Annotated in this window: 14 protein-coding genes; 9 read left to right on the forward strand and 5 right to left on the reverse strand. The window is 41.4% G+C overall.

Annotated elements, in window-relative coordinates; translation table 11 throughout:
- Positions 1–155 precede the first annotated feature (155 nt).
- Together FD723_RS00375 and FD723_RS00380 are read left to right on the forward strand one after the other, a co-directional pair.
- The gene (locus FD723_RS00375) at positions 156–1,349 is read left to right on the forward strand and encodes an iron-containing alcohol dehydrogenase family protein (protein ID WP_179063583.1); all 1,194 of its coding nucleotides are present in this window, start codon (positions 156–158) and stop codon (positions 1,347–1,349) included.
- The gene (locus tag FD723_RS00380) at positions 1,346–2,557 is read left to right on the forward strand and encodes an aspartate aminotransferase (protein ID WP_179063584.1); all 1,212 of its coding nucleotides are present in this window, start codon (positions 1,346–1,348) and stop codon (positions 2,555–2,557) included. Before FD723_RS00375 ends, FD723_RS00380 begins: the two co-directional genes overlap by 4 nt.
- 73 nt (positions 2,558–2,630) lie before the next feature.
- Here the strand turns inward: FD723_RS00380 and FD723_RS00385 are convergent, their stop codons facing one another.
- Entirely contained in the window at positions 2,631–3,563 is a 933-nt protein-coding gene (locus FD723_RS00385) for a hypothetical protein (protein ID WP_179063585.1), read from the reverse strand.
- A 62-nt stretch (positions 3,564–3,625) separates the two neighbouring features.
- Positions 3,626–5,107, reverse strand: a complete 1,482-nt coding sequence (locus FD723_RS00390; protein ID WP_179063586.1) for a galactose oxidase-like domain-containing protein — start codon at positions 5,105–5,107, stop codon at positions 3,626–3,628.
- Positions 5,108–5,621: 514 nt separating this feature from the next.
- Between FD723_RS00390 and FD723_RS00395 the strand changes: the two genes are divergently transcribed.
- On the forward strand, positions 5,622–6,014 hold the full coding sequence (locus FD723_RS00395) for a carboxymuconolactone decarboxylase family protein (protein ID WP_179063587.1): 393 nt from the start codon (positions 5,622–5,624) through the stop codon (positions 6,012–6,014).
- A gap of 56 nt (positions 6,015–6,070) precedes the next feature.
- Positions 6,071–6,886 (forward strand): alpha/beta fold hydrolase, encoded by an 816-nt coding sequence (locus FD723_RS00400; protein WP_179063588.1) that lies wholly within the window; start codon positions 6,071–6,073, stop codon positions 6,884–6,886.
- 3 nt (positions 6,887–6,889) lie between these two features.
- On the opposite strand, the gene FD723_RS00405 is transcribed toward FD723_RS00400, so the two are convergent.
- A complete protein-coding gene (locus FD723_RS00405) occupies positions 6,890–8,455 on the reverse strand; it encodes a hydantoinase B/oxoprolinase family protein (RefSeq protein WP_179063589.1) in 1,566 nt (521 codons plus the stop codon).
- A gap of 365 nt (positions 8,456–8,820) precedes the next feature.
- On the reverse strand, positions 8,821–10,914 hold the full coding sequence (locus FD723_RS00410) for a hydantoinase/oxoprolinase family protein (RefSeq protein ID WP_179063590.1): 2,094 nt from the start codon (positions 10,912–10,914) through the stop codon (positions 8,821–8,823).
- Positions 10,915–11,045: 131 nt separating this feature from the next.
- Between FD723_RS00410 and bchH the strand changes: the two genes are divergently transcribed.
- Both bchH and FD723_RS00420 read left to right on the forward strand, forming a co-directional pair.
- Positions 11,046–14,711, forward strand: a complete 3,666-nt coding sequence (gene bchH, locus FD723_RS00415) for a magnesium chelatase subunit H (protein WP_179063591.1) — start codon at positions 11,046–11,048, stop codon at positions 14,709–14,711.
- A 66-nt stretch (positions 14,712–14,777) separates the two neighbouring features.
- Positions 14,778–14,975: a type II toxin-antitoxin system HicB family antitoxin gene (locus tag FD723_RS00420; RefSeq protein ID WP_179063592.1), complete on the forward strand. Its 198-nt coding sequence runs from the start codon at positions 14,778–14,780 to the stop codon at positions 14,973–14,975.
- Positions 14,976–15,118: 143 nt separating this feature from the next.
- Here FD723_RS00420 and FD723_RS00425 read toward each other — a convergent pair whose 3' ends face one another.
- The gene (locus tag FD723_RS00425) at positions 15,119–16,630 is read right to left on the reverse strand and encodes a hypothetical protein (protein WP_179063593.1); all 1,512 of its coding nucleotides are present in this window, start codon (positions 16,628–16,630) and stop codon (positions 15,119–15,121) included.
- A 708-nt stretch (positions 16,631–17,338) separates the two neighbouring features.
- Between FD723_RS00425 and FD723_RS00430 the strand changes: the two genes are divergently transcribed.
- From FD723_RS00430 to FD723_RS00440, 3 genes are all read left to right on the forward strand, one after another.
- Positions 17,339–18,508 (forward strand): cysteine desulfurase family protein, encoded by a 1,170-nt coding sequence (locus FD723_RS00430; protein WP_179063594.1) that lies wholly within the window; start codon positions 17,339–17,341, stop codon positions 18,506–18,508.
- 87 nt (positions 18,509–18,595) lie between these two features.
- Positions 18,596–18,823 carry an antitoxin gene (locus tag FD723_RS00435; protein WP_179063595.1) on the forward strand — a complete coding sequence of 76 codons (228 nt, stop codon included), beginning with the start codon at positions 18,596–18,598 and terminating at the stop codon, positions 18,821–18,823.
- Between the two features lie 353 nt (positions 18,824–19,176).
- Positions 19,177–19,563, forward strand: coding sequence for a CVNH domain-containing protein (locus tag FD723_RS00440; protein ID WP_179063596.1), 387 nt, complete (start codon positions 19,177–19,179; stop codon positions 19,561–19,563).
- Positions 19,564–19,627: the final 64 nt, after the last annotated feature.

The following is a 19,627-nucleotide window of genomic DNA, read 5'->3' on the forward strand; positions in this document are numbered from 1 at the left end:
GTTGTCAAACTACTCAATCAGTCGTCGGCAATAGGGTTTGTCTATTTCATTACTTGGCTCAAATCTAGATGAGTCAGTATCAGCTTGGCAACAAGTATCCCTGATTACCAGTCTATTTGATTAAGAAATATCAAGGTTTTGGCAAACTAGATTATATGTCCAATAAAATTTCTACTCAACCTTCTTTGTCTACTCAAACCTCTAGTTCATTATTGACGCTGACAGTTTCCCCAGCAAAAGTAATCCGTGGTTCTGGGGTGTTGCAAGCAGCCGCAGCAGAGATTGCCTGTTTGGGAAGTCGTCCTTTAATTGTGGCAGGTAAGTCTACTCTCGCCATCAGCCAAGAAAATTTACAACCCGTTTTAGAAGCACAACAATTACATACTGTTCAAGCTTCTTATGGTGCAGATTGCTGCGAAGCTACTCTGAAATCTTTACAGAAAACGGCGAAAGAACATAAAGCTGATGTAATTATCGGTGTTGGTGGCGGCAAAGCCTTAGATACAGCGAAATTAGTCGCGCAGCAGTTAAAGTTGCCAGTGGTGACAATTCCAACTTCCGGGGCTACTTGTGCAGCTTGGAGTGCTTTATCGAATGTTTATTCGGAAGATGGGGCGTTTCTCTACGATGTCGGGTTATCTCGTTGTCCCGATTTACTGATTCTCGATTATGACTTAATTAAAACTGCACCCCAACATACTTTAATAGCTGGAATTGGTGATGCGATCGCTAAGTGGTATGAAGCCTCAGTTAGCAGTGGACATTTGCAAGACACTTTAATTATTGCCGCAGTGCAACAAGCGCGAGTTTTGCGAGATATCCTCTTGCAAAAGTCAGCCGCCGCCTTAAAAGAACCAGGTAGTGAAGTTTGGCGAGAAGTTGTAGACGCAACTGTTTTACTGGCTGGGGTAGTTGGGGGACTTGGAGGGGCGCAGTGTCGCACAGTTGCCGCCCATGCCGTGCATAACGGTTTAACTCATATTTCAGGGCATGGTAGTATTCACGGCGAAAAGGTTGCTTTTGGGATTTTGGTGCAACTGCGTTTAGAAGAAATGCTCCAAGGCAATCAATTAGCAGCATCGGCACGACAACAGTTGTTAAAGTTCTACACAGAAATTGGACTACCCCAAAAATTAAGTGATTTGGGATTGGGCAATATTACATTAGGCGAGTTGCAAACAGCTGCCGAAATTGCGCTAATTCCTAATTCTGACATCCATCGACTACCCTTTAAAGTCGCGTTGGAACAGCTGATGGCAGCAATGGTTTCTACCACTGCACCTATAGATAGTAGAGATACGACAAATCGAGTTTCGCCCAAGGGAATGAGTGACGAGGTTGAAGAATGAGTTTAAATTGGATTGTCCCAGCAGAACGCATACAAAAACTACCACCTTATGTATTTGCCCGTTTAGATGAACTCAAAGCTAAAGCACGGGAACAAGGGTTAGATTTAATTGATTTGGGTATGGGAAACCCCGATGGTGCGACACCAGCACCAGTTGTAGAAGCGGCGATCGCCGCTTTAAAAGATCCCGCCAATCATGGTTATCCGCCTTTTGAGGGCACTGCCAGTTTCCGCCGTGCCATCACCAACTGGTATCATCGCCGTTATGGTGTGGTTCTCGATCCCGATAGCGAAGCTTTGCCACTGCTGGGTTCTAAAGAAGGATTAACCCATTTAGCACTCGCCTACGTTAACCCTGGTGATTTAGTTCTGGTTCCTTCTCCCGCTTATCCCGCACATTTCCGAGGCCCGGCGATCGCAGGCGGCAAAATCCACAGTTTGATTCTCAAACCAGAGAATGACTGGTTAATTGATTTAGCTGCCATTCCTGACGAGGTTGCTAGACAAGCTAAAATTCTCTATTTCAACTATCCCAGCAATCCCACCGCCGCCACCGCACCCCGCGAATTTTTTGAAGAAATCGTCGCCTTTGCCCGTAAATACGAAATTTTGCTGGTGCATGATTTGTGTTATGCCGAGTTAGCTTTTGATGGTTATCAACCCACCAGCTTGTTAGAAATTCCTGGTGCGAAAGATATTGGTGTGGAATTTCACACCTTATCTAAAACCTACAATATGGCTGGTTGGCGCGTCGGCTTTGTGGTGGGCAATCGCCATGTCATTCAAGGTTTGCGGACGCTAAAAACTAACTTGGATTACGGCATTTTTGCCGCCTTACAAACAGCAGCCGAAACAGCTTTACAACTGCCAGACGTGTATTTACACGAGGTACAACAACGCTACCGCACCCGCCGCGATTTCCTGATTCATGGGTTAGGGGAGTTGGGTTGGGATATCCCCAAAACCAAGGCGACAATGTATCTTTGGGTAAAATGTCCTGTGGGCGTTGGTTCCACAGATTTTGCCCTGAACGTGTTGCAGCAAACTGGTGTTGTTTTGACTCCAGGTAATGCCTTTGGGGTTGCAGGTGAAGGTTACGTCAGGATCAGTTTGATTGCCGACTGCGATCGCTTGGGTGAAGTTTTACATCGCTTTAAGCAAGCAGGCATCCGCTATCAACCGGAAGCTGTAGTCTCGATTTCACAATAGAGATCGCAATAAAAAGCCCTCGTTTTGCTTTGAGGGCTTGGTACTTTTTTGTTAGATATCGGCTCAATTCCTTTTAACCACGAGCAAGCGCAATCTGGGTAACATCAAAGTCTTCTAGCCGAGTCATGTTTCCACTGTTTTTATCAATGCTATATACAGCATTAGGTGTCTGATACCTCATAGCTCCAAAGGCGAGGAGTTGACCTGTTCCAGAGCAAACTAAGTTTTGTAAGCCATTATTCCATGCTTTACCATCAACTTTCAATTGTGCCAGTACAATCGGCCTTTTTTGATTTGAGTCTAGCTGCACCAAAGTTGTACTACCATCAAATCCAAGTAAAGACGTATAGAGTTTTCCATCTGGGCACTCAGCGAGATTGCTGACTCGTTCATCGTTCGGGAATTTAACCTGACTAATAGAACTTATCTCTCCTGTTTGAAGGTTAATATCTACCAATCTGATCGGTGGTGTACCGTTCTTGTTACCTACTAAACCGATGAGTCGCCCATCATTAGTCCCTAGTAAGCTCCCAAGCTGTTGATTCTGTTTAAGTCCTGAGACTGTCAAAGTTTTTACAGGCGTACCCAAAAATGTAATGCGAGTAGCTGTCGCTTGTCTCCTACTAGTCGTAACAGGAGTAATTGCTAGAACAAGTGTGCCATCGCTTAAAGAAGTAAAACCACTCAATATTTCATTAGGCTCTAATAAAGGTGTACTTTGATCAGTAATTAACTGAGCCTTTCCTGTAATTAAGGATTGCAAAACAAGTCCTACAGGCTGAATATCTGTTGTGGATACACTGTTTTGGTCAGTGCGCTCGAATTCAGTAGTGTTTACCTCTGGAATAACCGTTTGGTCAGTGGTGATGATAGAGGTAGAGCCTATACCAACAATATTTAAAGGCGTTTGCGCCAAGGCTTTGTTAGTTAAATAACTAAACCCAGATACTACAGTTCCAGCGAGTACCAACTGGCCAAACCGCCGACGTGATAGCTTGTAGCCCATATTTATCCTCCTAGAATTTAATGACTTTTATTAGGTAGCAGTGTGAATATAAACAGGTAAGGCTAAGATAGTTGCGTCCAGGTTGCTACTGATGGTGTGCCATTGTTGTCACTAATAAAAAGCATGTACCAGCCTGGTGGTGCGATGTTTCGATTGTCTGTTACCGTGACATTCAGAGAAGTCGCATTTCTAAAATTAATGGGTAAATCCACTAACCTTTGTTCTGTATCGCTGGAATGAGTGGTTGCCATTGGTCTAATCAGGCTAACCCATTTAATATTCGTAGCCTGGGGTGTCTGAATTGTAAATTGCAGCCCGTAGCTCAATGCTTGAGGGGCACTCTGAATAATTGGTCGCGATCGCGATATGTAGGCAGGACTGTAGATTTCTAATCGCAGTTCACTGACCCTGCGTAGAGGGTTGCCTCCAGCTGCGGCTACCCTACCATCTGGCAGCAATAAGGCCACCGAATGATATACGCGGGGGACATTTTGTCTAGCTACTGCTGTCCAGCTATTTGTAACTGGATTGTAGATTTCTGCTGGTAGCATTGATTGTGTTGTGTCTTCATCCATTTTGCTACCATTGCAAACAAACACTGTGCGATCGGGCAATAAAACTGCGCTGTGATGCTTCCGACCATATTTTAGATTCCTTGATCCTACGTAAGTTGGGTTAGTAGCTTTTAGATTTACAATATTTACCCTGTTTGTTGATGTATTACCACTACCCCCACCCATAATCATTACCCTTTGGTCTTGTGCAGGTGGTAAAAGTACACTGGTAGCTTGATCGCCAAAAGCTGGGTCTTGCAGCCCTGGCACCACTTTTTCTACAATAGGTTGTGTAAATGTTCCTGGCAGAGTTAATATCCTTGGTGTCACCGCACTGCCGCCCATCCGAGCGCCTGAATAAAAGATGTTTCCATTACTTAGTAGAAACAGATGTGGGTATTGCGGTAAGGCACTAGTTGCTGGAAAAGTGTTCCAACCATTTGCAAATGTCGAAGAATAAATTTCTGGTTGTCTGTTGAGATTACCATCTACACCAAGCCCAGACACGGCTAATATCCGACCACTGCCTAGTGTTAACAGGCTAGGATACCAGCGACCACTATGCATTGATGGCTTCTTGATCCATTGCTCGGTAATGGGATCAAACATCAGAACAAAGGGTGAACCATAGAATGGATCGTAGCGTAGAGTTCCACCCGCAACCATTAACATCCCATCAGGGGTGAAGGAGTGACCAGCGCAAAAAATGTCAATAGGTTGATTATTATTCAATAGAGGCGCTTGACGGGTAAAGGTTCCCCTGTTTACATCCCATAACACACTGTCGTATGGAGTATTTAAATGATTGGGATCGTTACCTGAGCCACAGAAAAATAATACTTTACCAGTACGAAGTAGGGCGGCATGTATAGGTAGGATTGGGGCTTGGTACGACAATGTTTGCCATCTGTCTGTGGTAGTAGCCTGGGCTATAAAAGTCCCTAAATCTTTTTCCTCTTGAAGGGTAGTCTTGTTATTAGGTTTAGTCATTTTATTTACAATTATTCCTACGTAAGTTTTATTTTTGTTCTTTCAGTAATCTATTCATAAATTTATATCTACTTCTTCTTTAGCTCGTTGAGTGTTAAGATATGATGTTTTTTATAACAAGCTAAAGTAAAATCCGTTGTGTCAATAGTAATTAAGCTTGGAATATAGTGTTTAGTTTATGCTGTCAAATATCTAATTAAACTATAGACATAGGAGTGAAAATGACGTAGGGACAATACCCTGTGGGAAGCCGATCCGCGTCTACATGAATTGTCCCTACCAAGGATTTCAAGCAACGCAGAATTAATTTTCACTCCTATGTTTTATGCTTATTTGGCAGGTTCAAATGAACCCGTTACTTGTCTTGATGATTGGAAAATAAATCAGAATTTTGAAGTTAATAATTTGCGGTCTTTCTTGATACTCAAAGTTCACCGTTCAGTGGATACTAATAAAGTGTGATAACTATCTACTGCTGTCCCCTGCCTCATAATTGTCTAAAGTGAATCAAAACATGACTAAGCTGATCGAATACGAAGAAGCCAGCGACGAAGTACGTGCTGTGTATGACGACATCCGCATTACACGTCAGAATGACTATATTAATAACTTCTGGAAAGCTATAGCCAACCATCCGCCCACACTACAACGAACGTGGCAAACGTTAAAGGAAGTGATGGTTAGCCCTGGTGAAATTGATCCACTGATGCGCGAACTGATTTATATTGCCGTGAGTGCAACCAATGGCTGTGAGTATTGCATCGCCTCGCACACAGCGGCAGCACGTGCCAAGGGTATGAATGATACTATGTTCGGGGAACTAATGGCGATCGCAGCTACAGCCAATATGACCAATCGCCTGGCCAACGGCTATCAAATTCCGGTGGATGAGAAATTCAAGACGTAGGAATTTAGCCTTGTCTATCCCTGTTTAAAATATAAGGTTTAGCAGAATTATTTACTATGCCCAAGGTTCAGATTAACGGGATTGATTTATTCTACGACATTAAGGGAACAGGTGAGCCTTTGCTATTAATAGCTGGCTTTCTTTGCGATCATGCTTATTGGTCGCTGATTATGCCATCGCTGGTTTCGCAATATCAAGTCATTCGCTTGGATAACCGAGGTATGGGGAGAAGTTCTGCTCCCGAAAGCCCCTATAGTCTGAAGCAGATGGCTGGTGACGTTGCAGCATTGCTCGATCGCATTGGAATTGATCGGGTGCATCTAGCAGGCCATTCAATGGGTAGTCAGATAGCCCAAGAACTAGTATTAGCACACCCTGAAAAGGTAAAAAGTCTGATGCTACTTTCATCTTTGGCAAAAGGTGATGCCTTATTCAACAGCATCATCGAGACTTGGGGCGAACTTCCTAGTAATGTAGACCTAAAACTTTATGAAAAAGTCATATTGCCCTGGATATTTACAGATGCTTTCTACTCAATTCCTGACATGATCGAAGGTCTGATTGAATTTGCGATCAGATATCCTTTCCCACCTGCAACTCATTCACTTTATCATCACAGCCAAGCCATTCTTAGCAGTGACACAATAGACTGCCTCCAACAAATTCATTGTCCTACCTTAGTTATGGTTGGTAAACAAGATATTCTCACCCCGCTCAAGTTTTCCCAGCAACTTGCTCAAGGCATTCCCAATGCTGAACTTGTAGTCGTCGAACGTGGTGGTCATGGTTTCTTGATTGAGTCGCCGGATGCTGTGGTTTCAGCTATGCTCGATTTTCTGGGGAAGTTAAAGCCAGCTTATAGCAATTTTTGATTATTAAGATAACTTACCAAAACCACCACCGCCAGGAGTTTCTATCACAAAAACATCCCCAGTTTTCATCTCTACGGTTGCTGTGCTGTCTAAATTCTCTTCGATTCCATTCTGACGTTGTATCCAGTTGCGTCCTACTTTTCCTGCTTCGCCACCATTTAATCCAAAGGGAGGAACAACCCGATGACCAGAGAGAATATTAGCTGTCATAGGTTCTAGAAATTGAATGCGGCGAACAACTCCATTACCACCCGAATATTTTCCTTTGCCACCGCTATCGGGACGAAGACTAAAGCTTTCTAAAAGTACAGGATAACGGGTTTCTAAAACTTCTGGATCGGTCAAACGAGAGTTTGTCATGTGAGAATGGACGCCATCAGTGCCATCAAAATCAATTCCTGCACCCGAACCGCCGCAGATAGTTTCATAATATTGATATTGCTCATTACCAAAAGTAAAATTATTCATCGTTCCTTGAGAAGCGGCCATAACACCCAAAGCACCATATAAAGCATCCACAATAGTTTGAGAAGTTTCGACATTACCTGCGACTACTGCGGCTGGATAGGTTGGGTTGAGCATACAGCCAACTGGGATAATAATTTCTAGAGGATTAAGACACCCAGCATTGAGAGGAATATTATCATCAACTAAAGTACGGAAGACATATAAAACTGCTGCTTGAGTTACAGCTTTGGGAGCATTAAAATTACTATTTAGTTGTAGAGAAGTCCCAGTAAAATCGATGGTAGCACTACGGTTTTCTGGGTGAATCGTTACTTTAACTTGAATTTGTGCCCCATCATCCATTTTATAAGTAAATGAGCCATCCTTGAGAACTGCGATCGCACGTCTCACAAACTCTTCAGCATTAGCTTGCACAAATGTCATATAAGCTTGAACAGTATCAATTCCGTATTGTGCAACCATTTTAGAAAGTTCTTGAACTCCCCGTTCATTTGCGGCAATTTGGGCTTTAAAATCGGCTAGATTTTGGTCGGGTTTACGAGCAGGATAAGTATGATTTGAGAGGTGCTGTCTGACTACGGTTTCTCGAAAATTTCCCTCTTCAACCAAGAGAAAATTATCAAAAAGAATTCCTTCTTCTTCTACTGTGGTGCTGTGGGGAGGCATTGAACCGGGAGTAATTCCACCAATATCTGCTTGATGTCCGCGAGAAGCAACGAAAAAGATGGGCATTGAGGATGGATTATTTTCACTACTTTCTAAAAATACAGGGGTAATTGCAGTTACATCAGGTAGGTGGGTTCCGCCGTTATAGGGGTTATTAGATAGATAGACGTTTCCTCGTTTTAGGGTGTCGCCTTTATCGTTAATTAAACTGCGGACACTTTCACTCATTGAGCCTAAATGTACAGGAATATGGGGGGCATTTGCTACTAATAATCCTGATGAGTCAAAAATAGCGCAGGAGAAATCCAGCCTTTCTTTGATATTCACTGATGTGGCTGTGTTTTGCAACACAATTCCCATTTGTTCGGCAATAAACTGATAGAGATTTTTGAATATTTCTAAGCGGATGGGATCGGGTTGAGATTTGATGTGCATTATTGACTCCTTATTTATATTATAAAAAAATTAAATTTGTAACAAAAATACGAAATTACATATTTTTAGATTTTCCAGTCAAATTATCTCGTTCCCAGTCGGAGACTGGGAATGCCGTCCTAGAGGCTCCGCCTCAAGACTCGCGGCAGAGCCACCAGGAGCAGCGTTTCCAGCCTCTGGCTGGAAACGAGGTTTTAACTTCTATTTAGGTTTACTACAAGGTAACTAATAAGCTGTTACACATTTAACTTACATCATTAGGGCGGGCAAGATGCCCACCTCACAAGAGTTATATAAATTTTAGATATGCAAACTAGATGTGTTTAACTTATTGATTATCCTAAATACAGACTAACTCTGATGAATCAATATTTGCGCTCTAAAATTAGATGGTTTTGTATAGTTAATCTCGATTGCCAGTTAGGCTCAACTACAATTGTGCTAATTTTTTCCACAACGATCGCAGGGCCATTAATAATATCTTCCGGTTGTAAATCTTCCCGTCGATAAACAGGAGTATAGTACCATCTATCAGCAGTAAACATCCTTACTGTCTCAACAGATACGGGATCTTTATCTAAAGGGCGAGTACGAATAATTGAAGGTTCTTCAGGAGTATCCATTTTCTGAATTACTTCCACTGAAGTGGATTCAATAATTAAGTTTTTCTCTAATTGAATAAAACCATAACGAGATTGATGTTCAGTCTCAAATTCTTGTCGCATAATTGCTACATCATTGGCAAAATTAACTGTCAATGTAGAGTTAGTACCCTCATATTTTAAATTAGCTTTTTGGATTACTTCTACTTGACTCAGTGTCTCATCTATTTCACTTCTAGCTTGAGTTTCCAAATATGCCATTAACTGCTGTAATTGAGGAATTAATGCTTGATTTAAAGGTTGTTCAACTCCTCCTTCTCTAATTGCCCGGACATCAGCTAATCCCATTCCATAAGCAGAGAGAACGCCAGCATAAGGATGTAGAAATATCTTTTTCATTCCCAAAGTATTGGCAATTAAACAAGCAACTTGCCCACCAGCACCGCCAAAACAACAAAGCACATATTGGGTAACATCATAACCGCGTTGCAGACTAATTTTTTTAATTGCATTCGCCATATTTTCCACTGCGATCGCAATAAACCCTGCGGCTACTTGTTCGGGAGTACAATCATTTAATGTAGCGGCTTGAATGTCTTGGGTTAATTGGGTAAATTTTTGAATAACAATATCTTTATCTAAAGGTAAATTGCCATCAATGCCAAAAACTGAGGGAAAATATTGTGGGTGAATTTTACCTAACATCACATTGGCATCAGTAACCGCTAATGGGCCACCACGTCGATAACAAGCAGGCCCAGGATTTGAACCGGCAGATTTAGGGCCAACACGATAACTAGAACCATCAAAAAAGAGAACTGAACCACCTCCAGCAGCAATGGTATTAATTGCTAATACAGGAACTCGCATCCGCGCCCCAGCTATTTCTGAATCTAGTTGTCGTTCATACTCTCCTTTAAAATGGGCAACATCTGTACTCGTCCCTCCCATATCAAAGGTAATAACTAACTCGAAACCTGCCCTTTTACTAGTTTGAACTGCGCCAACAATACCGCCAGCCGGGCCACTTAAAATACTATCTTTTCCTTGAAATTGCTCGGCTGTAACTAAACCGCCATCCGATTTCATGAACATTAGTTTGACTCCAGGTAACTGACTCGCTACTTGGTTGACGTAACGACGCAGAATAGGAGTTAAATAAGCATCGACTACGGTTGTATTTCCTCGGCTAATCAACTTCATTAAGGGACTAACTTGATGGGATACGGATATTTGAGTAAAGCCAATTTTTAAGACGAGTTGGGCTATTTGTTTTTCGTGTTCAGGATAGCGATCACTGTGCATAAAAACAATAGCACAACTCCGAATTCCTGTATGGTAAACTGCTTGTAAGTCGCTTTTGACTTGTTCAATATTTATTGGTATTAATTCATTTCCATTAGCATCATACCTTTCATCTATTTCAATTACCTGTTCATAAAGCATTGTTGGTAAAATAATATGACGGGCAAAGATGTTAGGACGGTTTTGGTAGCCAATTCTTAGCGCATCTTTAAAGCCTTTGGTAATGAGAAGAAGAACGCCATCGCCTTTCCTTTCTAACAGTGCATTTGTAGCTACTGTTGTCCCCATTTTTACAACTTCTACCGCTTCAGTTGGAATAGGTTCATTATTAGCAATACCGATAATATCCCGAATACCTTGAATAGCTGCATCTTGATATTGTTCGGGATTTTCTGAAAGTAGTTTATAGACTATAATCCATTGCTGATTGGGCAGAGTCACAATTAAAAAACGCTCAGGATATTTTAAGAGTCTATCTATAATTGCTTGATTATTAGTAACAGCAACAATATCTGTGAATGTGCCACCACGGTCAGCAAAAACCTTTAACATGACTCTATTTCCTCGACACTATCGCATCCGATTTGATTTTTGAACTTATAGCAGTTTGCAAGTAACTGACGCACAAAATATAAAGATTGCATCTAAAATTTAAGTAAAGAAATATTTCGTAGCTTACAGGCATGAAACGCATCGTCTTGGTTGCTGGGTTTGAATCGTTCAACGCGGACTTGTATAGAAAAGCAGCTTTTTTGGCTAACTCTCGCTGTCCAGAGTTGGATATTCGGGTATTTAGCGATCGCGATCTTACCAGTCAACGTGCTGAGGTAGAAGCAGCACTGCATGGCGCTGATGTGTTTTTCGGTAGCCTACTATTTGATTATGACCAGGTTGTGTGGTTGCGCGATCGCATTTCCCAAATTCCTATCCGTCTAGTCTTTGAGTCAGCCTTAGAATTGATGAGTTTAACCAAATTGGGTGACTTTGCCATTGGTGATAAACCCAAAGGAATGCCCAAACCAGTTAAATTCATCCTCGACAAATTTAGCAACGGACGAGAAGAAGACAAACTCGCTGGTTACATCAGCTTCTTAAAAATTGGCCCCAAACTACTGAAATACGTCCCAGTTCAAAAAGTCCAAGACTTACGCAACTGGTTAATTATCTATGGTTACTGGAATGCTGGCGGTTCAGAAAACGTCGCTTCATTATTCTGGACACTAGCAGAGAAATACTTAAGTTTAAAAGTCGGCGACATTCCCCCGCTAGTCGAAACCCCCAATATCGGATTACTCCACCCCGATTATCAAGGATTTTTTGAATCGCCCCGCAAATATTTAGAATGGCATAAAACCCATTGTAGAGACGCGATGAATCGCGTCTCTACAAAACCTGTTATTGGAATTCTCCTCTACCGAAAACACGTCATCACCAAACAACCCTACATTCCCCAACTAATTCGCAGTTTTGAAAAAGCCGGCTTAATTCCTTTACCCATTTTCATCAACGGCGTAGAAGGACACGTAGCAGTACGAGATTTAATGACAACTGACTATGAAATTCAGCAACGACAACTAGGTAATATAGAAACTCCCTCACTATCTAGTGAAGCAGTAAAAGTAGATGCGATCGTTTCCACAATTGGCTTTCCTCTGGTGGGTGGCCCAGCTGGTTCAATGGAAGCAGGCCGCCAAATAGAAGTAGCAAAGCGCATCCTCACTGCCAAAAATGTACCTTATATTGTTGCTGCACCACTATTAATTCAAGATATTTCCTCATGGACACGGCAAGGTATCGGCGGATTGCAAAGTGTAGTATTATACGCCTTACCAGAATTGGATGGGGCTATTGATACCGTTCCCCTTGGTGGTTTGGTGGGTGAAAATATTTATCTGGTTCCCGAACGGGTGGAGCGATTAATTGGTAGAGTAAAAACTTGGGTGGCTTTGCGGCAAAAACCTGCTTCGGAACGCAAAATTGCCATTATATTATATGGGTTCCCACCGGGCTATGGTGCTGTGGGGACGGCTGCATTATTAAATGTACCGCGTAGTTTGCTGAAGTTTCTCCACGCACTTAAAGAACAAGGTTATAGCGTCGGGGATTTACCAGAAGATGGCGAAGAATTGATTCGCTGGGTGAAAGAAGCGGATGAATCTTTTGATGATACAAAAAATATTATCCCCGCATCCGTTAGCGCCCGTACTCTAGAAAAATGGTTGGGATATCTGCAAACCTCCCGCATTGAAAAACAATGGAAATCTTTGACGGGAACTGGTATTAAAACTTATGGCGAGGAATTTCAGATTGGTGGTGTGCAATTAGGTAATGTGTGGATAGGTGTACAACCACCTTTGGGGATACAAGGCGACCCAATGCGTTTAATGTTTGAACGAGATTTAACGCCACATCCCCAATATGCTGCTTATTATAAATGGTTGCAAAATGAGTTTCAAGCTGATGCTTTAGTTCATTTTGGAATGCATGGGACGGTGGAATGGTTGCCTGGTTCTCCGTTGGGGAATACGGGTTATTCTTGGTCGGATATTTTGTTAGGAAATTTGCCTAATCTATATATATATGCGGCGAATAATCCGTCTGAGTCGATGTTGGCGAAACGTCGCGGTTATGGTGTGTTGATTTCTCATAATGTACCGCCTTATGGTCGGGCAGGTTTGTATAAGGAATTGGTGGCGTTGCGTGATTTGATTGCGGAGTATCGGGAAGATCCGCAGAAGAATTATGTTTTGAAGGAAGGGATTTGTAAGAAAATTGTGGACTCTGGGTTGGATGCCGATTGTCCGTTTGCGGATGCGAAGAGGTTGGGGATTGCGTTTACTCCTGAGAATGTGCGGATGTTTAGTGGTCATGCTTTTGATGATTATTTGGTTGAGTTGTATGAATATTTGCAGGTTTTAGAGAATCGGTTGTTTTCTTCGGGGTTGCATACTTTGGGGGAAAAGCCGAGTGAGGAGGAGTTAGAGGCGTATTTGGAGGCTTATTTTGGGGACGAACCGCGAAGGCGCGAAGGACGCGAAGAAGAAAGGCTAATAAGGGATTTGTTGATGCAATCTACGGATGAGTTGACGAATTTGTTAAGGGGGTTGAATGGGGAGTATATTCCGCCTGCGCCTGGGGGGGATTTGTTGAGGGATGGGGCTGGGGTTTTGCCAACTGGGAGAAATATTCATGCTTTAGATCCCTATCGGATGCCTTCGCCTGCGGCGTATGAACGGGGGCGGGAAGTTGGTCAAAAAATTATCGCGCAGCATTTGGAGGAATATGGGAAATATCCTGAAACGGTGGCGGTGATGCTTTGGGGGTTGGATGCGATTAAGACTAAAGGGGAATCTTTGGGGATTCTTTTGGAGTTGGTGGGGGCTGAACCTGTTAAGGAAGGAACTGGTAGGGTTGTTCGTTATGAGTTGAAGCCGTTGGCGGAGGTTGGACATCCTCGCATTGATGTGTTGGGTAATTTGTCTGGGATTTTCCGGGATAGTTTTGTAAATATTATCGAATTGTTGGATGATTTATTTCAACGGGCGGCTGATGCTGATGAACCGGATGATCAGAATTTTATTAGAAGACATGCTTTAGCTTTGAAAGCCCAAGGTGTGGAAAATGCATCGGCGAGATTGTTTTCTAATCCGGCGGGTGATTTTGGTTCTTTGGTGAATGATCGGGTGGTTGATGGTAACTGGGAATCTGGTGAGGAGTTGGGGAATACTTGGCAAAGTCGCAATGTGTTTAGCTACGGGAGAGAAGATAAAGGTCAGGCTAGACCGGAAATTTTGAATACTTTGTTAAAAACTAGCGATCGCATTGTTCAAGAAATCGATTCGGTAGAATATGGTTTAACTGATATTCAAGAATATTATGCCAATACGGGCGGTTTGAAAAAGGCGGCAGAAAAGCAAGGCGGTAAGAAGGTTACAACTAGCTTTGTGGAAAGTTTCTCGAAGGATACCACACCGCGCAATTTAGATGATTTGTTGCGAATGGAGTACCGCACCAAGTTGGTAAATCCCAAATGGGCGCAAGCGATGGCGAATCAAGGTTCTGGTGGTGCTTTTGAAATTTCCCAACGGATGACGGCGTTGATTGGTTGGGGTGGTACTGCCGATTTTACCGATGATTGGGTTTATGACCAAGCGGCTGATACTTATGCCTTAGATGCAGATATGGCGGATAAATTACGGAAGGCAAATCCTGAAGCTTTTCGCAATATTTTAGGCAGAATGTTGGAAGCGCATGGGCGGGGTTTCTGGGAAGCTGATGGTGATAAGTTAGATAAATTGCGGCAATTATATGAGTTGACAGATGAAGAGTTGGAGGGAGTGACAGTTTAGTGAATTGGGTACATTAGTGTACGTCAGTATTTGATGTCTCGTAATATTCAAGAGCAAACAAATTATATGGAAAATTCTTTTACTGCTGTATTTGAAAAGATAGATGATTGGTATATCGGCTACGTCCAGGAGTTACCCGGTGCTAATGTCCAAGAGAGAACTTTGGAAAAAGCTAGAGAAAGTCTACGGGAAGCGATAGAGTTGATTCTAATATCAAATTGGGAACTTAAAATTTGCAAAAATTTGGATATATCCGCACCATAGTATTAAAATCTCGTTTCCAGCCGGAGGCTGGAAATGCTTCTCCTGGTGGCTCTGCCGCCAGTAAGAGAGGCGGAGCCTCAACGACGAGCATTCCCAGTCGGAGACTGGGAACGAGGTATAGCGGTATTAGGGTTCCACTTTTCTTAGTTCAAAATATACCAAACACCATCATTACTTTTGGATAATAGGTGATATCTTTTTTCAATCAATTCTAGAATTTTGGGAAACTCTTGTTTAATAAGAGGCTGATAGTTATCACTAAGAAATATATAAGGAGGCTTGGATAAATCTAACTCCTGTAGAAGTTGTGGCCATTGCTCAGGCAGAAAAAACTCAAGTGACCACGCATTTAGGGATGTTGCTTGAGTACGACCAGATAAGTAGTAAATAGACGGGTCGCCAGCAACAAAAATCTTACCAGGTAAATTTCCTGGTTGAGAAAGAAAATCAACTTCGGAACGCAGCGATGTATAGTCTTCTCTAAATACAGTCTGATATTTTAATCGTGTATCTTCAGTCAAAGCAAAATTATTCTTCACTAAAGCAACAGTCTTGAATTGAAAATTTAATAATAAAGGTAATAAAAACAAAAATGACACCAGAATCTTAATTAATGGTGAACTTAATTGTTTTAAAGGCTGCCATAATATATCTAATCCTTTCGTTGCTAAAATACCTGTAGGTACAAATAATAGTAAATAATGGTAGCTCCAGAGTGATCTAGTTTGTAAAACAATAACAATCAGCCCGAAAACAAACCAAACAACAAGTAGCAAAGTCAATAAATTCCTATCTTTACGCAAAGATACATTGACTGCAACAGTAGCTATTAAAACTAAAGTGATAAAGTTCTTTAAAAACCATGCTGTTCCAAAAAGTAACTTAGATATATTAAATTTGCCATTAGCAACCACTTGACCAGGATATACAAAAAATGTCTTATATACAATTGATAAACTATTAACCTCGGCAAAGTAGCTGAAAACGACCAGAAGAGGTAAGATAACTCCGATAGAAATTGGCAAGAAAATCTCAATAAATATTTTTTGGAAGTTTTGATGTTTTATCAATATAGAATGCAGTAAGATAGTTAGCCAAAAGCAAAGTAAGATTGGCAAAAATATTAATTTAAATATCAGGACAATCCCACACATAAAACCAGATATTAAAAGTTTAATAAATCTTTTTTCTCCTTCATGACTAAAAGATTCGTAAGTTAGCCAAAGACATAAGAATAAAGGAAACCCAACTAGTCCTTCTACTTGGGTAAATTGCCGATGAGATGAAGAAATATAGTAAACACCAACCGTTAACAAAGGTACTATGCTTGCTATTATCTGATGCCGAAAATAGGTTTTTAGAGTCAGTTGCAATATGATAGAGAAAAGCACCATATAAATAAGTTCAAAGATATGGATGCCAATCTCATTAAACCCAAATAAAGTTCCTGCTAAAAAATAAAAGTAATAAATTCCAGGTTGCTTTAAATCCCAAAAATCTCGATATAGTACCTTTCCTTGTTGCATCTCTAAAGCACCTGTTGTAAATAGTGCTTGATCTCCTGAAAATGGAAAAGGTAAATGCATCAAACCAATTATGACAACAGAAATTAAAACTAAAAAGTCAATTTTACTTAATTTAGGAAGATTAATCATGAAAATTTACTCCTATTGAATAAATATAATATTGTCAAGTTTCATAAATAACAGAACAATTGGAAATTAAGCTTTTTTGATTTGTATGTACACCGTAGCCGATGCTTTGGGGAGGGGAGACAAAGCAACACTTTATCTTTTTGAGGTTCTTATTTTTGATTTATGCAAGAGGTATTATCTCAGACAACAAGCAAAAGCGATCGCTCCTACGACGCTTAAGGCTGTGAAAATTTAAACCTTTGCAGCTAATATTACTTAATGTATAAGAAAGGCTTAAGTCTTTCTTGTAAGGATTGAAACCTCGTCCAACGCACCAAGCCCCTACACCGAATGGCACTAAGAAAACGTGAAACCTTTGTCTGGGGGAGGTGTGGGAGGTGTGGGAGGAGAGGGAGGAAACAGAATTTATGCTTTCTTGTAAACCAGACGCGCTCCCCTCTCTCCCCACACCCCCCACACTCAAAAGCCTTATGAATTATGGATTTGCAGAAACCTTAGTGCCATTCGCCCCTACACCCCTAATGAAAATAATCATATCTAAATTAAGCTGCATAAGCTTTACAGCGCATTAATCCTTCGGATAGTTTTTTAAATGGGCAAACCTACCGGAATTACAGAGATTTTTTCAGGATTTGTCCACTAAAACTGTATATGCTGACAAGAACAGCAGCCTACTGCTAACCTGTGTTCTCACCATTATTCGGTTATATGCAAATTTATTTAGATTACAGCGCCACTACACCCACTCGAAAAGAAGCGATCGCAGTTATGCAAACAATCTTCACTCAACAGTGGGGCAATCCCTCCAGCTTACATGAGTGGGGACAACGGGCAGCAATGGTTGTAGAACAAGCCAGAGTCCAAGTTGCTGGTTTAATTAACGCTGTTACCCCTGAATCCATCGTTTTTACCTCTGGTGGTACTGAGGCAGATAATTTAGCAATTATGGGTGTGGCTCGGTTGTATGCTGTTCCTCAACATCTAATTATCTCCAGCGTTGAGCATTCCGCAATTTCTGAAACAGCACGATTTTTAGAAACGTGGGGTTGGGAAGTTACACGCCTGTCTGTAGATATGAAAGGTAGAGTTAATCCCTTAGATTTAAAGGCGGCGTTGCGACATAACACAGTTTTAGTTTCTATAATTTACGGTCAAAGTGAAGTTGGGACTGTCCAACCGATCGCAGAACTGGGTAAGATTGTGCGATCGCACGGTGCTTTATTCCATACAGATGCAGTGCAAGCTGCGGGACGTTTACCCATAGATGTGCAACAACTGCCTGTAGATTTACTTAGCCTTTCTAGTCATAAAATATATGGCCCCCAAGGTGCAGGGGCGCTGTATGTGCGCCCTGGTGTGGAGTTAATGCCTTTAATAGCTGGTGGTGGACAAGAAATGGGACTGCGTTCTGGTACGCAAGCAGTACCGATAATTGCCGGATTTGGTGTCGCAGCAGAATTAGCAGCGCAAGAACTAGCTATAGAAACACCACGTTTAATTGAGTTACGCGATCGCGCCTTTGCCCAATTAGCTGAGATTCCTGGTTTAATTCCTACAGGGGATAGCTGCGATCGTTTACCTCACCATGTCAGTATGTGCCTAGAAAACGCTGATGGCAAAAAACTCAGCGGTAAAACCTTGGTACGACAGCTAAACCTTGCTGGCATTGGTATCAGTGCTGGTGCTGCTTGTCACAGTGGTAAACTTAGCCCCAGCCCGATATTGTTAGCAATGGGCTATTCAGAAAAAGCGGCTTTGGGTGGAATTCGTATCACATTGGGGCGTGATACTACTGAAGCTGATATAGATTGGACAGTGCTGGTATTGAAGCAAGTTTTGCAAAGGCTAACACCAGATTTATCTTTAGTTAAGCGTTAAATTATGGACGATAATTTTAGGATTTCAAATAATTATGATTATCTAATTAGCGTGATTTTAATTTTCGTAAGAAGGAGATAAAACATCATGAATACTGTCAAACTGACTACTGATGGTATTCATCAAATGGTTATTTTACCCGAAGACTTTCAACTTGCTGGGACTGAAGTTTACATCAAAAAAATTGGTAACGCCATTATCCTGATTGCCAAAGAAAACCCTTGGGAATCCATCATTGATAGTCTAGACAATTTCTCCGATGACTTCATGAATTCTAGAGATCAGCCAGTTATTGACACTAGAGAAAGTTTTTAAATACGATACCTCCTTGATATGAACATCTGCATTTACCTGATAAAGCAAAAAAACCAAAAAATACTGGATAAATTCTAAACTTTTAGCATTTCTGATGTGGGTATCTCCTCTATGACTGTTGCCGAACTCGAATATGGAGTTGCCAAAAGCCAACAAATTGTTAATAGATGAGTTGGTAGTGTGCGTCAGTATTCGCGTAGCGTCTCCAAGAGTTGCTTACATTTGCGTATTGTCTCGTAGACTATCAGGTATAGTTAAAAACTATTAATTTTCAATAGAGAAAAATACAACAGGATAAAATTTCCTCTTGGTTAGTTTAACCAACTATCTACTTTAGAACAGAGGAATGACTAATGCTGAAAATTTTTGTAACTTTTTTGTGTGCTATTTTTCTGAGTTTTAATTTAGCTATCAGTAACGCTTGGGCAACTGGTCAATTTTCTCAAACTTGTAAAGATATTAGTGTTAATGGCTCAACCCTAACCGCTACTTGCGAACAAGCCGATGGATATAATCTTTCTACAACTTCCATCGACTTAAATCCATATATCGCTAATCTTGATGGAACATTAGACTGGGATGGAGATAAATTTGCTCTGACCTGCGACAATATTGGTTTAGCTGGTGCTAGCAGACTCCGTGCTGAATGCGAGAGAGCCGATGGAGAGACACTTCTAGGAACATACATTGACCTTAATGAACACATTGCTAATATTAACGGAACTCTCAAGTTTGAATAATTTTTAACCAGATAGGTAGGGGCAATATCGTGGCGAAATGCGCTTTGTAAATGCGTGTACATGA

This window comes from Nostoc sp. C052, assembly GCF_013393905.1.
In the GTDB taxonomy this organism is placed as follows: domain Bacteria; phylum Cyanobacteriota; class Cyanobacteriia; order Cyanobacteriales; family Nostocaceae; genus Nostoc.